This window comes from Streptomyces sp. NPDC040589, assembly GCF_055594445.1.
On the sequence record NZ_JBVIWP010000001.1, the window covers coordinates 738,911 to 758,858 of the forward strand.

The window sequence follows — 19,948 nt, forward strand, 5'->3', positions numbered from 1 at the left end:
CAGGGGGCCCGACTCCCAAGAGTCGGGCCCCGCTTGTTCTCACCCGGTCACACGTTGAAGCGGAACTCCACCACATCCCCGTCCTGCATCACATACTCCTTGCCCTCCATGCGCGCCTTGCCCTTCGCGCGGGCCTCCGCCACCGAGCCCGTCTCCACCAGGTCGTCGAAGGAGATGACCTCCGCCTTGATGAAGCCCTTCTGGAAGTCGGTGTGGATGACGCCGGCCGCCTCGGGGGCCGTGGCGCCCTTCTTGATGGTCCAGGCGCGGGATTCCTTGGGGCCGGCCGTGAGGTAGGTCTGGAGGCCGAGGGTGTTGAAGCCGACGTGGGCGAGGGTGGCGAGGCCGGGCTCGTCCTGGCCGACGGACTGGAGGAGTTCGAGGGCCTCGTCCTCGTCGAGCTCGGCGAGGTCCGCCTCCAGCTTGGCGTTGAGGAAGATCGCCTCGGCGGGGGCGACCAGGGCCCGCTGCTCGTTCTTGAAGTCCTCGTCGACCAGTTCGTCCTCGTCGACGTTGAAGACGTAGAGGAACGGCTTGGTGGTCAGAAGGTGCAGGTCGTGCAGGAGCTCGTTGCGCTCGCCGCCCTGGACGATCCCGTGGGCGAAGAGGGTGTCGCCCTTCTCCAGGATCTCCTTGGCCTCCTCGACGGCCTTGACCTTCGGGGCGATGTCCTTCTTGATGCGCGACTCCTTCTGGAGGCGCGGGAGGACCTTCTCGATCGTCTGGAGGTCCGCCAGGATCAGCTCGGTGTTGATCGTCTCGATGTCGTCCTTGGGCGAGACCTTGCCGTCCACGTGCACGACGTTCTCGTCCGCGAAGGCACGGATGACCTGGCAGATCGCGTCCGACTCACGGATGTTCGCCAGGAACTTGTTGCCCAGACCCTCACCCTCGGACGCGCCGCGCACGATGCCCGCGATGTCGACGAAGTCGACCGTGGCCGGGAGGACCTTCTCCGACTTGAAGATCTCGGCGAGCTTGCCGAGCCGCGGGTCGGGGACGCCGACGACGCCCACGTTCGGCTCGATGGTGGCGAACGGGTAGTTGGCCGCCAGCACGTCGTTCTTGGTCAGGGCGTTGAACAGGGTCGACTTGCCGACATTCGGCAGACCGACGATTCCGATCGTGAGCGACACGTTGCGACTTCCCGTGAGTGGAGAGGGCCAGGGGGCCAGGGGACCGGCCGATCCACCAGTCTACGGCGTACCCGCAACCGGCCCGGCGACCTGTCGAATGCTTGGCCAAGCACCGGTCCACGGCGTGTCTGAGGGGCGATTCGGCACATTAAACGACCTACGTTGGTGCAGTGGAGCAATACAGGACGCGACCTGCCCGGTACGGACCGCGACGCGACCGGCCGGGATCGTCACTGCCACCCCAGGCGAAACGAGGCGCGGGAGGAGCGGGGAGTGAGGCGACGGTACGGCGGACCGGGCCCGCGTCGGCGGCATCCGCGTCCACCGCGGGACGGCTGCCGAATCCCCGGCTGACCGGGCTGGGCAGCGGACTGTTCTGCGGAGCGGTGATGTTCCTGCTCGGCGGGCTGTGTGCCGTGCTGTTCGGGGCGTCGCTGACGGCGTACGGCGTGCTGTTCCTGCCGGTGTGTGTGCTGACCGCCGTCTGGGTGCGCCGGGGGGATCTGATGATCGCGCCCGTCGTCGTGCCGATCGCGTTCGCCATGGGGCTGCTGCCGATGGCCGACGGCGACGGCGGGACCGGCGGCAGGCTGATGGGACTGGTGACGGCGCTCGCCACACAGGCCGGGTGGCTGTACGGGGGGACGCTCGTCGCCGGGCTCATCGTCATCGTCCGGCGGATCCGGCTGGTGCACCGGCGGCGGGCGACGGCAGCGGCCGGGCCCCGTCCGCCGGTATGACACCTGCCGGTGGGACAACCGCCTATGGGACGCCTACCCGTGTGACACCCGCCGGGCCCTAGTGTCCGGCCGCCCGCATCGCCGCCCCCACGATCCCCGCGTTGTTCTGCAGCTGCGCCGGGACGATCTCCGCCTTGATGCCCTCGATGTGGGGCAGGAACTTGTGGGACTTGCGGCTGACGCCGCCGCCGATGATGAACAGCTCCGGCGAGAACAGCATCTCGACATGGGCGAGGTACGTGCGCACGCGGTGCGCCGCCCAGTGCTCCCACGTCATGTCGTGGTCCTCCCGGGCCTTGCTGGAGGCGCGCTTCTCCGCGTCGTGCCCGTCCAGCTCCAGATGGCCCAGCTCGGTGTTGGGGACGAGGACGCCGTCGACGAAGACCGCGCTGCCGATACCCGTGCCGAGAGTGAGCACGATCACCGTGCCCTGGCGGCCGCGGCCGGCGCCGAAGTGCATCTCGGCGACGCCCGCCGCGTCCGCGTCGTTCACCACCGTCACCGGCAGGCCGCCCAGCCGCTCGCCGAGCAGCGCGCGGGCGTCGGTGTCGATCCAGCTGTCGTCGACGTTGGCCGCCGTACGGATCACGGCTCCGTCGGTGACCACGCCCGGGAACGTGACCCCGATCGGGCCCGTCCAGCCGAAGTGGTCGACGACCTCCTTGACGCCGTCGGCCACCCCGTCGGGCGTGGCCGGGTGCGGGGTGAGGACCTTGTGGCGCTCCTGCGCCAGGTCACCCTTGTCCAGGTCCACCGGGGCGCCCTTGATCCCGGAACCGCCGATGTCCACACCGAAGATCTGCATGGCCCTACGTTACGACGTAGGACTGACAGTCACGGGCCGGATGGCGGTCCTCACGCAGTGACTCCCCGAGCACTCCCCGGCCGCTTCGCGATCACTCCCCGGAATTTTCACCGGTGGCGGTCCCGGCCCCGGCCCCACCGCGCTCGGCGGCCAGCGCCGCCGCCTCCTCGCGCAGGTCGCGGCGAAGCTCCTTGGGCAGGGAGAACGTGATGGACTCCTCGGCCGCCTTGACCAGTTCGACGTCCTCGAAGCCGCGCTGCGAGAGCCACTCCAGGACCTGCTCGACCAGGACCTCCGGGACGGAGGCACCCGAGGTGACACCGATCGTGGAGACGCCCTCCAGCCAGGCCTCGTCGATCTCGTCGGCGAAGTCAACGAGGTACGCCTCGCGCGCACCCGCGAGCTTGGCGACCTCCACGAGCCGCACGGAGTTGGAGGAGTTGCGGGAGCCGACCACGATCACCAGCTCCGACTCGGCACCCATCTGCTTCACGGCCAGCTGACGGTTCTGCGTGGCGTAGCAGATGTCGTCGCTGGGCGGGGAGATGAGCTGCGGGAACTTGTCCTGCAGCGCGTCGACGGTCTCCATGGTCTCGTCGACGGACAGCGTGGTCTGGGAGAGCCAGACGACCTTGGACGGGTCGCGGACCTCGACCTTCGCGACATCGCCCGGCCCGTCGACCAGCTGGATGTGCTCGGGGGCCTCGCCTGAGGTGCCGATGACCTCTTCGTGGCCCTCGTGGCCGATCAGGAGGATGTCGTAGTCCTCGTTGGCGAACCGGACGGCTTCCTTGTGGACCTTGGTGACGAGGGGGCAGGTGGCGTCGATGGTGGCGAGGCGGCCGCGCTCGGCCTCCTCGTGGACGACAGGGGCAACGCCGTGGGCGGAGAACATGACGATGTTCCCCGGGGGCACTTCCTCCGTCTGCTCGACGAAGATCGCGCCCTTCTTCTCCAGGGTCTGCACGACGTACTTGTTGTGGACGATCTCATGCCGGACGTAGACCGGAGCCCCGTACTGCTCCAGCGCTTTCTCGACGGCGATGACGGCGCGGTCCACACCCGCGCAGTAGCCACGGGGGGCGGCGAGCAGGACACGACGGCCAGGCGAAGCAGACATGCGTCCCATCGTAAGGCCGCGTTCGGCGGGTCAGAGATCGCGTCGGTGTGGAGTCCCCGGGAAGACTGACGGGACGCGAGGTGAGTGAGGCGGGCGGAGGGGGATACGGAGGGGACACGATGCCGGAGACCGGGACGACGGCGGGCCCGCGGCCGACGGGGAACACGCTCGTCGGGTCGGTGGTGCTGAAGGTGCGGGGCAGCCGGCGGGACGCGGCGTAGTGATCGCGGAGGCGTCGGAGTCCGCGCGGGCGGTGGGGGCGGCGTGGGAGGCGCTCGGGCTGCCGAGCCAGCTGTACAGGACCCCCCGCGATCCGCAGGGTCGTGGTCATGGAGCCCGCCCGGACCCCGCAAGCCGTAGGCGCGGTGCGGCTGGCGCTCAGCCTGGCCCTGCTGCCCCCGCAGGGCAGCCGGCGGGTCGGGGCGCCCCCGCCCTGAGCCTGAGGAACACCTCGCCGAGCGGCTGAGCGGCGTCGGTTGCTGAGCCTCGTTGTCAGCGGCGCCCACTACCCTCGCGGCATGGCTGTGAACACGTCTGCGGAATCCCCGCTCCCCGTCGGTGAGGTGTCGCGGCTCATCGGGGGATGGATCGACCGGCTCGGGGCGGTGTGGGTCGAGGGGCAGATCACGCAGTTGTCGCGGCGGCCGGGCGCCGGTGTGGTGTTCCTGACGCTGCGCGACCCGTCGCACGACATCTCCGTCGGCGTCACCTGCTACCGGCAGGTGTTCGACGCCGTCGCGGACGTGGTGAGCGAGGGCGCCCGGGTCGTCGTCCTCGCGAAGCCGGAGTGGTACGCCCCGCGTGGGCAGCTGTCGCTGCGGGCCGCCGAGATAAGGCCCGTCGGCGTCGGTGAGCTGCTCGCGCGTCTGGAGCAGCTGAAGAAGGCCCTCGCGCGGGAGGGACTGTTCGCTCCGGAGCGGAAGAAGCCGCTGCCCTTCCTGCCGCAGCTCGTGGGACTGGTCTGCGGTCGGGCCTCGGCCGCCGAGCGTGACGTCCTGGAGAATGCCCGGCACCGCTGGCCCGCCGTCCGCTTCGAGGTGCGCAACGTCGCCGTGCAGGGCGTGCACGCCGTGCCGCAGGTCGTGCAGGCCGTGAAGGAGCTCGACGCGATCGAGGACGTCGACGTGATCATCGTCGCGCGGGGCGGCGGCAGTGTGGAGGACCTGCTGCCGTTCTCCGACGAGCAGCTGATCCGGACGGTCTCCCAGTGCCGTACGCCCGTGGTGTCCGCGATCGGGCACGAGCCCGACAACCCGCTCCTCGACCACGTCGCCGACCTGCGCGCCTCCACCCCGACCGACGCCGCCAAGAAGGTCGTACCGGACGTCGGCGAGGAGTACGAGCGCGTGCGGCTGCTGCGGGACCGGGCGCGGCGGTGCGTGGCGGCGCTGGTCGAGCGGGAGGAGCGCGGGCTCGCCCATGCCCTCGCGCGGCCGTCGATAGAGGACCCGCACCGGATGATCGACGAGCGCGCCGACCACGTGGCGAACCTGCTCGACCGGGGCCGGCGCTGTCTGCGGCACCAGCTGGACCGGGCCGACTCGGAGCTGACGCACACGCACGCGCGCGTGGTGGCCCTCTCCCCCGCCGCGACCCTGAAGCGCGGGTACGCCGTGCTGCAGAAGGCGGACGGGCACGCCGTCCGCGATCCGGGCGAGGTGGAGGCCGGCGAGGCGCTGCGCGCCCGGGTCTCCGAGGGTGAGTTCTCCGTACGAGTGGACACATAGGGTGGGTGGATGACCAGCGAGGTTGATGAGACGCCGGGCACGTCCGAGGCGCTCGGGTACGAGCAGGCGCGGGACGAACTGATCGAGGTCGTCCGGCGCCTGGAGGCGGGCGGTACGACGCTGGAGGAGTCCCTCGCGCTCTGGGAGCGCGGCGAGGAGCTGGCCAAGGTCTGCCGGCGCTGGCTGGACGGGGCGCGGGCACGACTGGACGCGGCGCTGGCCGAGGAGACCGCGGAGGACGAGGACACCGAGTAGACCGACCGGGACCGGGCCGGTCGGTGTGGCGTGACACACGACACCCTCAGGTTAGTTGAACGTTGAACTTCACTGGCGTACGGTCGAAGACGTCAGCCGATCTTCCGGACCGACCGTCGCGAGAAAGTGCATCCATGTCCCTCGTTCTTGACCCCGCCGCCCAGGACCTGCTGTTCCGTGAGGCCCGCACCGCCAACGCCTTCACCGACGAGCCGGTGACCGATGAGCAGGTGCAGGCGATCTACGACCTGGTCAAGTACGGTCCGACGGCCTTCAACCAGACCCCGCTGCGCATCACCCTGGTCCGTTCCCCCGAGGCCCGCGAGCGCCTCGTGCCGCACCTGGCCGAGGGCAACCGCGCCAAGACGGCGAGCGCCCCGCTGGTCGCGATCCTCTCCGCGGACAACGAGTTCCACGAGGAGCTGCCGCACCTGTTCCCGGCCGCGCCGCAGATCAAGGACGTCTTCTTCACCGAGCGCCCGGTCCGTGAGAACGCCGCCGGCCTGAACGCCGCACTCCAGGCCGCGTACTTCATCGTCGGCGTCCGCGCCGCCGGTCTCGCCGCCGGCCCGATGACCGGCTTCGACTTCGAGGGCGTGCGCAAGGAGTTCCTGGACGACGACCACACCCCGCTGATGATCGTCAACATCGGCCGTCCGGGCCCCGACGCCTGGTACCCGCGCTCCCCGCGCCTGGAGTTCGACCAGGTCGTCACCACGGTCTGAGCCCCTCCCGGACAACGGAAGGCCCCCGGCATCACGCCGGGGGCCTTCGCCGTGCCTACGCGGGCAGGCGGCTCACTTGGTCTGCAGCGCCTCAGCCATCTTCGACAGCTGCGCGAACGACGCGGTGCCCGTCACGACCGTCGTCGAGCCCTTGGTGCCCTCGAGTACCAGCGCGTCGTAGCGGCCGCCCTCGTAGCGGGTCCACGTCCGGCCGGCGATCTTCTCGGTCTTCCCGGTCTCCCGCGCGCCCTGGGTCGCCTCGTCGAGGAAGACGGGGCGCCGCTGAGTGGACTGCTCGACCGCCACGTACTCCCCCTCGGGAGCGCGGAAGCCGAGGTGCCAGGTGTCGAACTCGTCGCCCTGATAGCGGACGGAGGTGGCCTTCCACGAGTCGGTCAGGCCCTCGGGCGCGGCCACGGGGTACGGGGCGGCGCGGCGTGCCGTCAGCAGTTCGACCCGGTAGTCGACCACCTTGGTTTCGGGCGGGGTGTCGTCGTGCGGGATGAAGAGATACACGAAGCCCGCCACGAGGACGATGACACCCATGGAGAGGATCATGTCCCGTGCCGTCTTCTGCTTGCCGTTCGTGCCTGCCACGCCCCCTATCGTCGCAGGTCTCCGGAGCGCTCATCCGTGGGGGCCCCTGCTCATTTTGCCGCCTCGGCGATAGAGTCAGGCGACAAAGCCCTCATCCGGCCGTCGTCGTACAGAAAGGTGCGCTCCGATGACCGAGCATCATCACTTGCCGTCCGAACTGGATGTGCCCTCCGAGGCCCCCGACCGCAACCTCGCCCTGGAACTGGTCCGGGTGACCGAGGCAGCGGCCATGGCCGCGGGCCGTTGGGTGGGACGCGGTGACAAGAACGGCGCCGACGGCGCCGCGGTGCGCGCCATGCGGACCCTCGTCTCCACCGTCTCGATGAACGGCGTCGTCGTCATCGGCGAGGGGGAGAAGGACGAGGCCCCCATGCTGTTCAACGGGGAGCGCGTCGGGGACGGGACCGGGCCCGAGTGCGACATCGCCGTGGACCCGATCGACGGCACCACGCTGACCGCGAAGGGCATGACGAACGCGATCGCGGTACTGGCCGCGGCCGAGCGCGGCTCCATGTTCGACCCGTCGGCGGTCTTCTACATGGACAAGCTCGTCACCGGCCCCGAGGCGGCCGACTTCGTCGACATCAACGCGCCGGTGGCGGTGAACATCCGCCGGGTCGCCAAGGCCAAGCGGTCCGCTCCGGAGGACGTGACGGTGGTGATCCTGGACCGGCCGCGGCACGAGGGCATCATCAAGGAGATCCGTGAGGCCGGTGCGCGGATCAGGCTGATCTCCGACGGCGACGTGGCCGGCTCGATCCTGGCGCTGCGCGAGGGCACGGGCGTCGACCTGCTGCTCGGCATCGGCGGTACGCCGGAGGGCATCATCTCGGCCTGCGCCGTGAAGTGCCTGGGCGGCACGATCCAGGGCAAGCTGTGGCCCAAGGACGACGAGGAGCGGCAGCGGGCGCTCGACGCCGGGCACGATCTGGACCGGGTGCTGACCACGGAGGACCTGGTCACCGGCGAGAACGTGTTCTTCGTGGCGACGGGGATCACGGACGGGGAGCTGCTGCGGGGGGTTCGCTACCGTGCCGAGACCGCCACGACCGACTCGATCGTGATGCGGTCACGGTCGGGCACGGTCCGCAGAATCGATTCCGAGCACCGGCTGAGCAAGCTGCGGGCGTACAGCGCGATCGACTTCGACAAGGGGAAGTAGCCCCACGTCCCGAAAGTCGAGGGTCGAGGAAACGCTGAAGAAGAGGGCGCCCCCGGTGCGGTGGGGGCGCCCTCTTCCGCTGTCGCTCAGCCTGCCGCGGCTATGCGGTCCGACGAACGGGCCGCCTTCTTCAGCTCCAGGTCACGGCGGCGACGCCGGGCCAGGACCACGCGGCGTTCCGCGGCGGTCAGGCCACCCCAGACGCCGTACGGTTCGGGCTGGAGCAGGGCGTGTTCGCGGCATTCGACCATCACCGGACAGCGGGCACAGACCCGCTTCGCCGCCTCCTCGCGGGAGAGCCGGGCCGCGGTGGGCTCCTTGGAGGGTGCGAAGAACAGGCCCGCTTCATCCCGCCGGCACACCGCCTCGGTGTGCCACGGGGCGTCTTGATCCCTGTCTCGCGCTGGCACCCGCGGGGCCGGAACGGCAGCTACCTGCAGGGACGAATGCGGCGGTTGCAGCACGGTCTACTCCTGACGACGGCTTCGCGAGCGAGAGACGATGCAGCAAGGCCTACCCGCTGTACGCGCGCCTATGCACTGAGTTCCGAACCGCTGGATTCGCCCCGTTCGCAAGGTCCGTGGGCCCCCGTCACCGGTGCACCGGTTTGCTCCAACCCCGGGGCGGATTCGCGACTGTCAATGATCCAGGTGCTTGCGCAAACTCTTGTCGACCTTGCGCTGCACCCGGTCCAGGATGTCCGCGACGAACGTGCCGCGCCGGGGCCGCGCCTCGACGCTGCCCAGGACGGCCCAGCCGTCCACGTAGACGACGGGGGCCTCCGGGTCGTCCGAGTCGAGGGTGTCCACCTCGAAGCTGCCGAGCACGCCACCGCCCATGCCGCGCAGCGACACGTTCTCCGGGACACGGATGTCGACGCTGCCGAAGACCGCGAACGACTTGATCACGACCTGCTGGTGGTCGAAGAGGGCCTCGCTGAGGTCTATCTCGACACTGCCGAAGATCGCGTACGCGTGGATACGGCGGCCCGCGCGCCAACGCCCCTTGCGGACGGCTCCACTGAAGATCGCGACCACGCTGTCGTCCGGGTCCATGGGAATGGCACCGGCGGTCGGGCGGTACGGGGCGGGGGACGGCGCCCGGTCCTGGCGGTGGGCGGCGGGCAGGTCCCGTATGAACACCTCCAGCTCGCCGACCGTCTTGGCGCGCAGCACCCCGTCGACACGCTCGGCATGCTCGTCCGCGGTGAGACGGCCCTCGGCGAGGGCGTCGTGCAGGATCTCGGCGATACGGTCACGCTCGGCGTCGGAGGCGCGGAACTCGGAGCCGGCGGGCGCGGTCTGCTTCTGAAGGTCCACGGCAGCAGCGTACCGAAACACGATAGATCGCGACACCCTCCGCCGGTGTCCTTTGCGGCCGCCTGACCCCGACCCCGGCCTCGCCCCTGGCCTCGCCCCCGACCGTGACGAACTGAGCCTTACCTCACAAGCTCGCCGTCAGAGGCAGGTTCTACGCTGGTGGACGCTCGCCAAAGGAGGCGGGTCGCGTCTGTCGAGTGAGGAATGGGCGAGATGCCTGAGTTCGCGTACACCGATCTGCTCCCCCAAGGGGAGGACACCACGCCGTACCGGCTGGTGACCTCCGAGGGTGTCTCCACGGTCGAGGGGCCGGACGGGCGGACCTTCCTCAAGGTGGAGCCTCAGGCGCTGCGCAAGCTCGCCGAGGAGGCCATCCACGACATCCAGCACTACCTGCGCCCGGCCCACCTCACGCAGCTGCGCCGCATCATCGACGACCCCGAGGCGTCCGGCAACGACAAGTTCGTCGCGCTGGACCTGCTGAAGAACGCGAACATCGCGGCAGCGGGCGTCCTCCCCATGTGCCAGGACACCGGCACGGCGATCGTCATGGGCAAGCGCGGGCAGAACGTGCTCACGGAGGGTGGCGACGAGGCGGCCCTCTCGCGCGGCATCTACGACGCGTACCAGAACCTGAACCTGCGGTACTCGCAGATGGCCCCGCTGACCATGTGGGACGAGAAGAACACCGGCTCCAACCTCCCGGCGCAGATCGAGCTGTACGCGACCGACGGCGGCGCCTACAAGTTCCTCTTCATGGCCAAGGGCGGCGGCTCGGCCAACAAGTCGTTCCTGTACCAGGAGACGAAGGCCGTCCTGAACGAGGCCTCCATGATGAAGTTCCTGGAGGAGAAGATCCGCTCGCTCGGTACGGCCGCCTGCCCGCCGTACCACCTGGCGATCGTGGTCGGCGGCACGTCCGCCGAGTACGCGCTGAAGACGGCGAAGTACGCCTCCGCGCACTACCTGGACGAGATCCCGTCGGAGGGTTCGGAGCTCGGGCACGGCTTCCGCGACGAGGACCTGGAGCAGAAGGTCTTCGAGCTGACGCAGAAGATCGGGATCGGGGCGCAGTTCGGCGGCAAGTACTTCTGCCACGACGTGCGTGTGGTGCGGCTGCCGCGGCACGGGGCGTCCTGCCCGGTCGCCATCGCGGTGTCCTGCTCCGCCGACCGCCAGGCCGTCGCGAAGATCACGGCCGAGGGCGTCTTCCTGGAGCAGCTGGAGAAGGACCCGGCGCGGTTCCTGCCGGAGACGACGGACGAGCATCTCGATGAGAGCGACGTCGTCAAGATCGACCTGAACCAGCCCATGGACGAGATCCTGGCCGAGCTCACCAAGTATCCGGTGAAGACCCGCCTGTCCCTCACCGGTCCGCTGGTCGTGGCCCGTGACATCGCGCACGCCAAGATCAAGGAGCGGCTGGACGCGGGCGAGGAGATGCCGCAGTACCTGAAGGACCACCCGGTGTACTACGCGGGTCCCGCGAAGACGCCGGAGGGGTACGCGTCCGGCTCCTTCGGCCCGACGACGGCCGGCCGTATGGACTCCTACGTGGAGCAGTTCCAGGCGGCGGGCGGCTCCAAGGTGATGCTGGCCAAGGGCAACCGCAGCAAGCAGGTCACGGACGCCTGCGGCAGCCACGGCGGCTTCTACCTCGGCTCCATCGGCGGCCCGGCCGCCCGCCTCGCCCAGGACTGCATCAAGAAGGTCGAGGTCGTCGAGTACGAGGAGCTCGGCATGGAGGCCGTCTGGAAGATCGAGGTCGAGGACTTCCCGGCGTTCATCGTCGTGGACGACAAGGGCAACGACTTCTTCCAGGACCCGGCCCCGGCGCCGACGTTCACGTCCATTCCCGTACGGGGCCCTGGGCTGGCGTAGTGCTCTTCGGGCGGTGGAGGCGGTCCTCGTCTCCGCCGCCCGCCGGCTCCACCCCGGAGCCGACTCCGCCGGAGCCGATTCCGCCCGGATGCACCCCGATTCGGTTGCTCTGGGCACCTGATGCCATCCGTAACATTCTTCCCACTGACAGCCGTCCTGTCCGATTTACTGACAACGGGCGTTTGTCGACCCTATTCTGACGGCAGATCATGTCGGGGGACGTATCGGGGGGAATGTCGGTGACCATCAATCAGCCTGGGTGGCAGTTCCACGGCAATGCCCGGATCTACACCATCGCGGGCGACCTGCATCTGACGGAAGCCAGCGGGCCGCGGGAGTTCGCCGAGGTGCTCGGTGAGCTCCGGTCGAGGATCCGGGAGCTGGAGGGCGTCCCGGCCGAGGAACTCGCGCGGGTGGACGCCGAGTTGGCCCAGGTGGTCGACCCCGCTGCAGAGGGGGAAGGCGACGGGGACGGCGACGCCGATGAGGACGGGGACGTCGTCGCCGGGCGTCTCACCCGGATCGCCGACCGGCTGCGGGCGCTGGGCGGATCGGCCAACGCGGTCGCCGAGGCGGGCAACTCCCTTGACCAGCTGGCGCAGTGGGCCGGTACTCACTTTTGATCCGCCCCGCGCCGAGACGTGGGGCTCACCTGCGAGACAGCCGGAGCCGGGGTTCGACCAGGCGGGCTGGAATGTCAAGAACGTCATCAACAACCTGATCAACGTCGACGGGGCACCACTCCGGTCCGCCGCCGACCTCGCGGCTCCGCCGGTGCCGCCCGCGCCGGCGAACGACCGCGCGTTCCGCAGGAATCTGGCCACGCTCCTGCTGCGCAAGCTGACGTCGACGATGGACGAGATCCACTGGCTCGACCACAGGCTGATCGACCTGTCCGTCATCGTCGAGGACGTGGACCAGTACCAGAACACCGGCCGTCGGGGGCTCCGGCGCCGGTACGGCCGGCAGGCCACCCGGCCCCTCACCGAGGTCCTGGCCCGTCCGCAGTCGGATCTGGTCCTGCTCCAAGGCGCGCCGGGAGCGGGCAAGAGCGTGGCACTGCGCCAGCAGGCCCGGCTCGCACTGGAACAGATCGCCGCCGGGAAGACCCCGGACGCGCCGCTGCCGATCTACGTCAACCTGCGCGAGCTGCGGGCAAGGCCCAACGAGATCAACGTGACGGTGCTGCGCCGGTACATCGAGCAGCAGACCGGCCCCAAGGGCAGCCCCGAGGTCACGGCGTACTTCGCCCACCACTTCGCCGAGGACCTCCGCGAGCGCCGGGTGATCCTGCTGCTGGACTCCTTCGACGAGATCCCGTCGGTCCTCGGCAGCGCGACCATTAAGGAGGCGGTCAACCCCTACGTGCAGACGGTCATCGAACTCGTCGGCGGAGGCGGCCGCTGTGTGCTCGCTTCCCGGGAGTACAAGGGCCCCTCGGCGGCCGGCTGGACCAGGCTGAAGATCCTCGGCCTGTCACCGCTCCTGCAGGAGACGTTCCTGCGCCGGCTGGGTCTCGACCGGCAGGGCATCGCACTCGTCCAGCCCCTGCTGACCGACCCCCGGCACGGCTTCGTGACGGAGCTGCAGAATCCGCTGAACGTCAAGCTGCTCGCCGCCTACGTACGGACCAGGAGAACCCTGCCGGATCGTCCTGGCGACCTGTTCAAGGAGCATGTCACCGAGCGGCTGTGCGCGGCGTGGGCGGAGGCCGACCCGGCGGGCGACGCCGACGGCGGTTCCGTGGCCGAGCTACGGCTGACCGAGAGCTTCCTCGAGCGGTTCGCCTTTCAGCTGACGTCCACCGGCCGCGGTCTGTCGGTGACGGAGGGAAGGTACCGGGAGGCCCTCGCCGAGCACGCGGGCGGCGACCGGGCCCTGACCGAGGCGCTGACGGGCGCCTTGTCCAGGTCGAGGCTCCTGGCGTCCTCGGGTGAGGGGTACGGAGAACGCCGGGTCTTCTTCTGCCACCGGCTCGTCAAGGAGTACTTCGCGAGCCGCTATGTCGCCGAGCATCCGTCCGCCCTGTCGGCCCAGGACCTCGCCGCCCACGGCCGCTGGCGCGAGACGGCCGTGACCGTGCTCCAGGACGGCCTGCCGGAGGTCGTCGCTCCGCTCCTCGCGGAACTCGCCGGGATCCTGGAGAGGGAGCTGGTCCGGTACCAGACGGCCCAGGCAGCCGCGGAACGTCCCCACGTGCCCGTCGTCACTGAGCTGAGCTGGTCGTCGTACGGATCCCTGGTGGGCGAGGAGAGATCGAAGGCGCCTCCGGCCCACACCCCGTTCGCGTGGTCGTCGGCCGGTGTGCACTGCCTGGAGCTGCTGACCACCGCGTACCAGGGCCGCGCGCGGTGGCCGCACGAGCGGATCCAGCCGTTGGTGGAATCCCTGGTGCACGCGGCGTGGTGCCACGGCAGCATCAGTGACCGCAAGTTCGCGATCGACTGCCTGCCGCTGCTGCCCGAGGAGGCGCGGGAGCAGTACATCGACCGGGCGTTCGCGGGCGGGAGCTACTGGATCCGTACGACCGCGCTGCGCGACTGCGTCACCCTGCCCGCGCTCACCGACGGCATCCGGCTGTCGATCCGACGCCTGCTGATCACCATGCTGAGCGAGCGGTCGCTGGCGGCGGAGTCCCACGCCGTCGACGTCGACCTGCGTCGGCTGCAGACCGACGACGACCTCGTCAAGGTCCGCAGGGTCGTGAGCAGGGCCCCCGCCGGTGTCGCGCTCGTGTGCGTCCTGCATGCCCTGGTCGGTGTGTTCATCTACCCGAACGGCACCTGGTGGGTCGTACGGGACCAACTGCTGTGGTGGAACGCCGTCCCGTTCTTCTTCTTCTGGTGGTTCCAGTCCACCCAGCCCCTGTCCTACGGCACGGGAAAGAGCCGCGCCCGCGTCTTCCTGGAACGGGTCCTCAAGCGCACGGTGGGCTGGCAGATGGACGCCCTGGACACCGTCGTGCTGCTGCGGACGCTGGTCCTGCTCGCCGGGCTGCAGGCGGCGCTGCAGTTCGGCTTCGGAATCGCCGACATGCTGCGCGGGGAACCGCTCAGGGGGCTGATCCAGGCCACGGTGTACGCCTCGCTGAGCGTGTACGCACTGCTGTGGGGGCCCAGCGTGCTGTACGCCGTGCGCTGTGGCCGGAGCGCACGGGCGCTGCGTACGCCGAGGCTGGTCCTGGCCGTACCCGACGCGATGCGCCTCGAGGGACATCCGGTGCACGGCCTGTCCGTGTGGCACTGGATCGCGTTCGTGGTGGGCAGTACCTGGCATCTGGCCAAGCTCGTCGTCATCACCTCACCGTTGTGGGGCGGCTACCTGCTGCTGTACCACCTGGGGGGCCGCACCGGACGCCTGGTCGCCTGGGCACTGGTCGGCCTGATCACGGCCTACTTCCCCCTGGTCGTGGTGGTGAATGTGGTGCGGGCGATACGGTCCACGCGCCGCGTCCGGGATGCCGCGCGCCGGGGCTCCCGGGGCAGCCTCGCCTTCTTCGACAACATGTTCTCGCTCCGCGACGGCTACGAGGCGGCCGAGTACGTACGGCTGATCCGTGGCACGCCCGGTCTGGATCTGGGCACGGTGGAGCGGCAGACCGTCCGCATCTGCATCGCCCGCCTTCAGGGCCGTCCGGCCCCGGAGGGGAGCGACGCCGGCGTGCCGGACCTGCTGCGGGAGGACGCCCTGCGGGCGCTGGGGGCCTGGCGCGGGCATGGCGGGCTGATCGACGAGTTGGGCCGCCTGGACGAACAGTTACGCGCGCGGTAGGCGGACGGGTACGAGCTTCGGGAACAGTACGCGGGCCGAGTGTGCTGTCCGAGGTGGAGGTGATCGGCTGTGGCCGACGAGGAACAGAAGTACCGGATCGAGCACGACTCCATGGGCGAGGTGCGCGTCCCCGCCCACGCCAAGTGGCGGGCCCAGACCCAGCGGGCGGTGGAGAACTTCCCCGTCTCCGGGCAGCGCATCGAACGGGCGCACATCGAGGCGCTGGCGCGGATCAAGGGGGCGGCGGCCAAGGTCAACGCCGAGCTGGGGGTCCTGGACAAGGAGATCGCCGAGGCGATCCGGTCGGCCGCCGCCGAGGTGGCCGAGGGGAAGTGGGACGAGCACTTCCCGGTCGATGTGTTCCAGACCGGGTCCGGGACCTCGTCCAACATGAACACCAACGAGGTCATCGCGACCCTGGCGAGCGAGCGGCTGGGCAGGAGCGTGCATCCCAATGATCACGTCAACGCCTCTCAGTCGTCGAACGACGTCTTCCCCTCGTCGATCCATATCGCCGCCACCGCCGCCGTCATCCGCGATCTCGTCCCGGCCCTGGAGCACCTTTCGGCCGCCCTCGGGCGCAAGGCCGAGGAGTTCGCCGACGTCGTGAAGTCGGGGCGGACCCATCTGATGGACGCGACGCCCGTGACGCTGGGGCAGGAGTTCGGCGGGTACGCCGCCCAGGTGCGGTACGGCATCGAGCGGCTCGAGGCCTCCCTCCCCCGGCTCGCCGAACTGCCCCTCGGCGGCACGGCCGTCGGTACCGGCATCAACACCCCGCCCGGTTTCTCCGCCGCCGTGATCGAGGAGGTCGCCCGGACGACCGGGCTGCCCCTGACCGAGGCCCGTGACCACTTCGAGGCACAGGGCGCCCGGGACGGCATCGTCGAGACCAGCGGGCAGCTGCGGACCATCGCGGTCGGGCTGACGAAGATCGCCAACGATCTGCGGTGGATGTCCTCAGGACCGCGCACCGGCCTCGCCGAGATCGCCCTGCCCGACCTCCAGCCCGGCTCCTCGATCATGCCGGGCAAGGTGAATCCGGTCATTCCGGAGGCCGTGCTGATGGTGGCGGCCCAGGTCGTCGGGAACGACGCGACCGTGGCCACGGCGGGTGCCGCCGGCAACTTCGAGCTCAACGTCATGCTGCCGGTCATCGCGAAGAACGTGCTGGAGTCGATCCGGCTGCTCACCAACGTCTCGCGGCTGCTCGCCGACCGGACGGTCGACGGCGTCACCGCCGACCGCGAGCGGGCGCGGGAGTACGCCGAGTCCTCCCCCTCCGTCGTCACACCGCTCAACAAGTACATCGGGTACGAGGAGGCCGCGAAGGTCGCCAAGAAGGCGCTGGCCGAGCGGAAGACCATCCGTCAGGTCGTCCTGGACGGCGGGTACGTGGAGCGCGGCGACCTCACCCGGGAACAGCTCGACGAGGCGCTGGATGTCCTGCGGATGACGCACCCGTGACGATTCGAGGAGCGAGTACGCCCGGCGCGTGAACCGTGACACGCGCCGCAGCGTCGTATGCCTATGGCACCTAATATCTGTGCATGGCAGAGGGTGGAGCGGTGAGACGCGTGGAAACGGGTGGTGCGGCAGGCTTCTGGGCGCCCGGGAGCCGGATCCTGTGGCGGTACCGGGAGAACGGCGGCGCGCATCTGCACATCGCGCGTCCCGTCACGGTCGTACGGGACGACGCGGAGCTGCTCGCCGTGTGGCTGGCGCCCGGGACCGAGTGTGTGAAGCCCGTGCTCGCCGACGGCACCCCCGTGCACCTGGAGCCGCTGGAGTCGCGCTACACCAAGCCGCGTGCCGTGCAGCGCGACCGGTGGTTCGGTACGGGTGTCCTGAAGCTGGCGCGGCCCGGCGAGCCCTGGTCGGTGTGGCTGTTCTGGGATCCGGGCTGGCAGTTCAAGAACTGGTACGTGAACCTGGAGGAGCCGCTGGCCCGTTGGGAGGGCGGCGTCGACTCCGTGGACCACTTCCTGGACATTTCCGTCCATCCGGACCGCAGTTGGCACTGGCGGGACGAGGACGAGTTCGCCCAGGCCCGGCGGGACGGGTTGATGGACGACCAACAGGCGGAAAGGGTACGAACGGCTGGGCAGACCGCGGTGGAGGTGATCCGCGCGTGGGGGCCGCCGTTCTCGGAAGGCTGGCAGCACTGGCGCCCGGACCCGTCCTGGGCGGTACCGTCACTTCCTGAGGACTGGGATCGTACGCCCGCGCATGTGTCCTCATGAGACTCTTGATGCGCCCCCGGGCAAGAAACGTAGGATCGTCCTCCGCAAGGGCGCGCGGCGGCAACTACCTGAGCACGCGCTGGGCTTGACCGATCGTCACCGAGGGGCGGCAGGACGTGAGCGAGGGGTACGAGGGCAACACCGGCAGGGCCTGCTCCACGGGCCCCAGGGGCCGCCAGAAGGCCCCTGGGGGTCGCAGACGGTCGGCCGGTGGCACAGAAACAACCTCTGACCACGCGGGAATTCCGTTCCTGGGGCACGTATTCCGGGTATCGGAGTTTCGGCGGGACCACCTGCACCTCTGGCGTGCAGCCCCGGACGGATGGATTCGACACGCGTGACGGAGCAGCCGACCTCCTTCGAACGCCCGCAGACGGGCATCGACCCCGCAGATCCCCGCGGGGCGCTCGCGCATACCTCGACACCGGCGCGCACGCCCGGCTCGGGCGCCTTACCGGTACAGGGCCGCTCAGGCGGCGACGTCACCGTTCCGGTCACGACGGCGCACACCACGCCGGGCACCTCGGAGCCGGGCACCTCCACGCCGTTCGGCAAGGGCAAGGACACCGTGAGCGACCCCGCCTCCGAGCACTCCCAGCCGGGTGCCGAGCAGACCGCCGAGCGCGAGACCCCGCGGCCGCGCCCCTCCCCCGAGGGCATTCCGGTCCAGCCGGCCGACGAGCAGGACCGGCCGGCGCCGAATCCCGAGGGGCCCGAGCGCCGCAGCGGCCAGAGCCTGCCGCCGGGCAAGCCCACGCCGATGCGGCGGGACGGCGACCGGCTCCGGTTCGTCGGCGCCGCGACCCGGCGGATCGCCCGCGGCATCGATCTCGACGAGATCGTGATGGGGCTGTGCCGGGCCACCGTGCCCACCTTCTCCGACGCGATCCTGGTCTATCTGCGCGACCCGCTGCCCGTCGGCGACGAGCGGCCCACCGGCCCGCTGGTGCTGCGGCTGCGCCGCACCGACCGGATACCGGCGGAGCGCGACACCGAGAACGGCTTCCAGCCGGCCGCGCAGCCCGAACCCGACGAACTGGACACGGTCGGCGCCGAGCTGTGCGAGGTGCGGCCCGGCAGCGCGCTCGCCGAGGTTCTGCGGGGCGTGCGCCCGGTTTTCACCGACGCTCCCGCGGCCCGTGCCGCGCTGCCCGAGCTGCTCGGCGAGGGCGGCGAATTCGCCGTACCGGACGGACAGCGGGCGATCCTCGCCCCGCTGCGCGGCCGGCGCCGGGTCATCGGCGCCGCCCTGTTCCTGCGCCGCCCGGAACGCGTCGCCTTCGAGCCGGACGACCTGCTGGTGGCCGCCCAGCTGGCCACGCACAGCGCGCTGGGCATCGACAAGGCCGTGCTGTACGGACGCGAGGCGTACATCGCGGACGAGCTCCAGCGCACCATGCTGCCCGAGACGCTGCCCCGCCCCACCGGTGTGCGGCTCGCCTCCCGCTACCTGCCGGCGGCGGAGACCGCACGCGTCGGCGGCGACTGGTACGACGCGATCCCGCTGCCCGGCAGCCGGGTCGCCCTGGTCGTCGGTGACGTCATGGGCCATTCCATGACCTCGGCCGCCATCATGGGCCAGCTGCGCACCACCGCCCAGACCCTCGCGGGCCTCGACCTGCCGCCGCAGGAGGTGCTGCACCACCTCGACGAACAGGCCCAGCGCCTCGGCGTGGACCGCATGGCGACCTGCCTGTACGCCGTCTACGACCCGGTATCGCACCGCATCACCATCGCCAACGCCGGTCACCCGCCGCCCGTCCTGCTCCACCTGGGCGGCCGCGCCGAGGTGCTGCGCGTGCCGGCCGGTGCCCCCATCGGGGTCGGCGGCGTCGACTTCGAGGCGGTGGAGCTGGACGCGCCCGCCGGCGCGACCCTGCTGCTGTACACCGACGGCCTGGTGGAGTCACGCCTGCGGGATGTGTGGACCGGCATCGAGCAGCTGCGCGAGAAGCTCGCCGCGACCGCGCAGCTCACCGGTCCCGACCATCCGCCGCCCCTGGAGGCGCTCTGCGACGAGGTGCTCGACATGCTCGGCCCGGGCGACCGGGACGACGACATCGCGCTGCTCGCCGCCCGCTTCGACGGGATCGCGCCCAGCGACGTGGCGTACTGGTTCCTGGAGCCGGAGGACGCCGCCCCCGGCCGGGCCCGCCGGCTGGCCCGGCGCGCGCTGCAGCGCTGGGGCCTGGAGGAACTCAGCGACTCCGTCGAGCTGCTGGTCAGCGAGGTCGTCACCAACGCCGTGCGGTACGCGACCCGGCCGGTCACCGTGCGCCTGCTGCGGACGGATGTCCTGCGCTGCGAAGTGGGGGACGACGTCCCGCAGTTGCCCCGCCTGCGACAGGCCCGCGCCACCGACGAGGGCGGACGCGGTCTGTACCTGGTGAACCGGCTGGCCCGGCGCTGGGGCGCGACCCGGCTCAGCACGGGCAAGGTCGTCTGGTTCGAGCTCAACCGCACCTGA

The 19,948-nt window shown here is 70.4% G+C and carries 17 protein-coding genes; 11 read left to right on the forward strand and 6 right to left on the reverse strand.

Annotation, left to right across the window (positions count from 1 at the left end; genetic code table 11):
• Positions 1-47: 47 nt before the first annotated feature.
• The gene (gene ychF, locus ACZ58V_RS03325) at positions 48-1,136 is read right to left on the reverse strand and encodes a redox-regulated ATPase YchF (RefSeq protein ID WP_468187683.1); all 1,089 of its coding nucleotides are present in this window, start codon (positions 1,134-1,136) and stop codon (positions 48-50) included.
• 170 nt (positions 1,137-1,306) lie between these two features.
• Here ychF and ACZ58V_RS03330 point away from each other — a divergent pair, with 170 nt between their 5' ends.
• Positions 1,307-1,876: a DUF6542 domain-containing protein gene (locus ACZ58V_RS03330; protein ID WP_468187681.1), complete on the forward strand. Its 570-nt coding sequence runs from the start codon at positions 1,307-1,309 to the stop codon at positions 1,874-1,876.
• Between the two features lie 58 nt (positions 1,877-1,934).
• Here the strand turns inward: ACZ58V_RS03330 and ppgK are convergent, their stop codons facing one another.
• Both ppgK and ACZ58V_RS03340 read right to left on the reverse strand, forming a co-directional pair.
• On the reverse strand, positions 1,935-2,681 hold the full coding sequence (gene ppgK, locus ACZ58V_RS03335; protein ID WP_471288079.1) for a polyphosphate--glucose phosphotransferase: 747 nt from the start codon (positions 2,679-2,681) through the stop codon (positions 1,935-1,937).
• Positions 2,682-2,772: 91 nt separating this feature from the next.
• Positions 2,773-3,810 (reverse strand): 4-hydroxy-3-methylbut-2-enyl diphosphate reductase, encoded by a 1,038-nt coding sequence (locus ACZ58V_RS03340; protein ID WP_468187677.1) that lies wholly within the window; start codon positions 3,808-3,810, stop codon positions 2,773-2,775.
• A gap of 509 nt (positions 3,811-4,319) precedes the next feature.
• Here ACZ58V_RS03340 and xseA point away from each other — a divergent pair.
• From xseA to ACZ58V_RS03355, 3 genes are all read left to right on the forward strand, one after another.
• The gene (gene xseA / locus ACZ58V_RS03345; RefSeq protein WP_468187675.1) at positions 4,320-5,528 is read left to right on the forward strand and encodes an exodeoxyribonuclease VII large subunit; all 1,209 of its coding nucleotides are present in this window, start codon (positions 4,320-4,322) and stop codon (positions 5,526-5,528) included.
• A gap of 9 nt (positions 5,529-5,537) precedes the next feature.
• Positions 5,538-5,783 carry an exodeoxyribonuclease VII small subunit gene (locus tag ACZ58V_RS03350; RefSeq protein WP_468187673.1) on the forward strand — a complete coding sequence of 82 codons (246 nt, stop codon included), beginning with the start codon at positions 5,538-5,540 and terminating at the stop codon, positions 5,781-5,783.
• 134 nt (positions 5,784-5,917) lie between these two features.
• A complete protein-coding gene (locus ACZ58V_RS03355) occupies positions 5,918-6,508 on the forward strand; it encodes a malonic semialdehyde reductase (RefSeq protein ID WP_193481165.1) in 591 nt (196 codons plus the stop codon).
• 72 nt (positions 6,509-6,580) lie between these two features.
• Here the strand turns inward: ACZ58V_RS03355 and ACZ58V_RS03360 are convergent, their stop codons facing one another.
• On the reverse strand, positions 6,581-7,105 hold the full coding sequence (locus tag ACZ58V_RS03360) for a DUF4245 domain-containing protein (RefSeq protein WP_468187671.1): 525 nt from the start codon (positions 7,103-7,105) through the stop codon (positions 6,581-6,583).
• Between the two features lie 127 nt (positions 7,106-7,232).
• Between ACZ58V_RS03360 and glpX the strand changes: the two genes are divergently transcribed.
• Entirely contained in the window at positions 7,233-8,267 is a 1,035-nt protein-coding gene (glpX, locus tag ACZ58V_RS03365) for a class II fructose-bisphosphatase (RefSeq protein WP_382831521.1), read from the forward strand.
• A gap of 86 nt (positions 8,268-8,353) precedes the next feature.
• On the opposite strand, the gene ACZ58V_RS03370 is transcribed toward glpX, so the two are convergent.
• Both ACZ58V_RS03370 and ACZ58V_RS03375 read right to left on the reverse strand, forming a co-directional pair.
• Complete coding sequence (locus ACZ58V_RS03370) at positions 8,354-8,731, reverse strand: WhiB family transcriptional regulator (RefSeq protein ID WP_184590908.1); 378 nt, start codon at positions 8,729-8,731, stop codon at positions 8,354-8,356.
• A 174-nt stretch (positions 8,732-8,905) separates the two neighbouring features.
• Positions 8,906-9,586 carry a DUF1707 SHOCT-like domain-containing protein gene (locus ACZ58V_RS03375; RefSeq protein WP_471288081.1) on the reverse strand — a complete coding sequence of 227 codons (681 nt, stop codon included), beginning with the start codon at positions 9,584-9,586 and terminating at the stop codon, positions 8,906-8,908.
• A 213-nt stretch (positions 9,587-9,799) separates the two neighbouring features.
• Here ACZ58V_RS03375 and ACZ58V_RS03380 point away from each other — a divergent pair, with 213 nt between their 5' ends.
• The 6 genes from ACZ58V_RS03380 (at position 9,800) to ACZ58V_RS03405 (ending at position 19,948) form a co-directional block, all read left to right on the forward strand.
• Entirely contained in the window at positions 9,800-11,467 is a 1,668-nt protein-coding gene (locus ACZ58V_RS03380) for a fumarate hydratase (protein WP_471288084.1), read from the forward strand.
• 239 nt (positions 11,468-11,706) lie between these two features.
• Positions 11,707-12,090, forward strand: coding sequence for a hypothetical protein (locus tag ACZ58V_RS03385; RefSeq protein WP_423570171.1), 384 nt, complete (start codon positions 11,707-11,709; stop codon positions 12,088-12,090).
• Positions 12,053-15,238 (forward strand): NACHT domain-containing protein, encoded by a 3,186-nt coding sequence (locus tag ACZ58V_RS03390; protein WP_471288086.1) that lies wholly within the window; start codon positions 12,053-12,055, stop codon positions 15,236-15,238. The genes ACZ58V_RS03385 and ACZ58V_RS03390 overlap by 38 nt, the downstream gene beginning before the upstream one ends.
• Positions 15,239-15,307: 69 nt before the next feature.
• A complete protein-coding gene (locus ACZ58V_RS03395; RefSeq protein ID WP_468187661.1) occupies positions 15,308-16,705 on the forward strand; it encodes a class II fumarate hydratase in 1,398 nt (465 codons plus the stop codon).
• Positions 16,706-16,788: 83 nt separating this feature from the next.
• The gene (fomD, locus tag ACZ58V_RS03400; RefSeq protein ID WP_468187659.1) at positions 16,789-17,481 is read left to right on the forward strand and encodes a cytidylyl-2-hydroxypropylphosphonate hydrolase; all 693 of its coding nucleotides are present in this window, start codon (positions 16,789-16,791) and stop codon (positions 17,479-17,481) included.
• A 322-nt stretch (positions 17,482-17,803) separates the two neighbouring features.
• Positions 17,804-19,948, forward strand: coding sequence for a SpoIIE family protein phosphatase (locus tag ACZ58V_RS03405; RefSeq protein ID WP_468187657.1), 2,145 nt, complete (start codon positions 17,804-17,806; stop codon positions 19,946-19,948).

Excerpts from the sequence above, each read along its gene's own strand:
- ppgK (WP_471288079.1), bottom strand. The coding sequence starts at position 2,681 with ATGCAGATCTTCGGTGTGGACATCGGCGGTTCCGGGATCAAGGGCGCC.
- ACZ58V_RS03340 (WP_468187677.1), bottom strand. The coding sequence starts at position 3,810 with ATGGGACGCATGTCTGCTTCGCCTGGCCGTCGTGTCCTGCTCGCCGCC.
- xseA (WP_468187675.1), top strand. The coding sequence starts at position 4,320 with ATGGCTGTGAACACGTCTGCGGAATCCCCGCTCCCCGTCGGTGAGGTG.
- ACZ58V_RS03350 (WP_468187673.1), top strand. The coding sequence starts at position 5,538 with ATGACCAGCGAGGTTGATGAGACGCCGGGCACGTCCGAGGCGCTCGGG.
- ACZ58V_RS03355 (WP_193481165.1), top strand. The coding sequence starts at position 5,918 with ATGTCCCTCGTTCTTGACCCCGCCGCCCAGGACCTGCTGTTCCGTGAG.
- glpX (WP_382831521.1), top strand. The coding sequence starts at position 7,233 with ATGACCGAGCATCATCACTTGCCGTCCGAACTGGATGTGCCCTCCGAG.
- ACZ58V_RS03380 (WP_471288084.1), top strand. The coding sequence starts at position 9,800 with ATGCCTGAGTTCGCGTACACCGATCTGCTCCCCCAAGGGGAGGACACC.
- fomD (WP_468187659.1), top strand. The coding sequence starts at position 16,789 with ATGGCAGAGGGTGGAGCGGTGAGACGCGTGGAAACGGGTGGTGCGGCA.
- ACZ58V_RS03405 (WP_468187657.1), top strand. The coding sequence starts at position 17,804 with ATGGATTCGACACGCGTGACGGAGCAGCCGACCTCCTTCGAACGCCCG.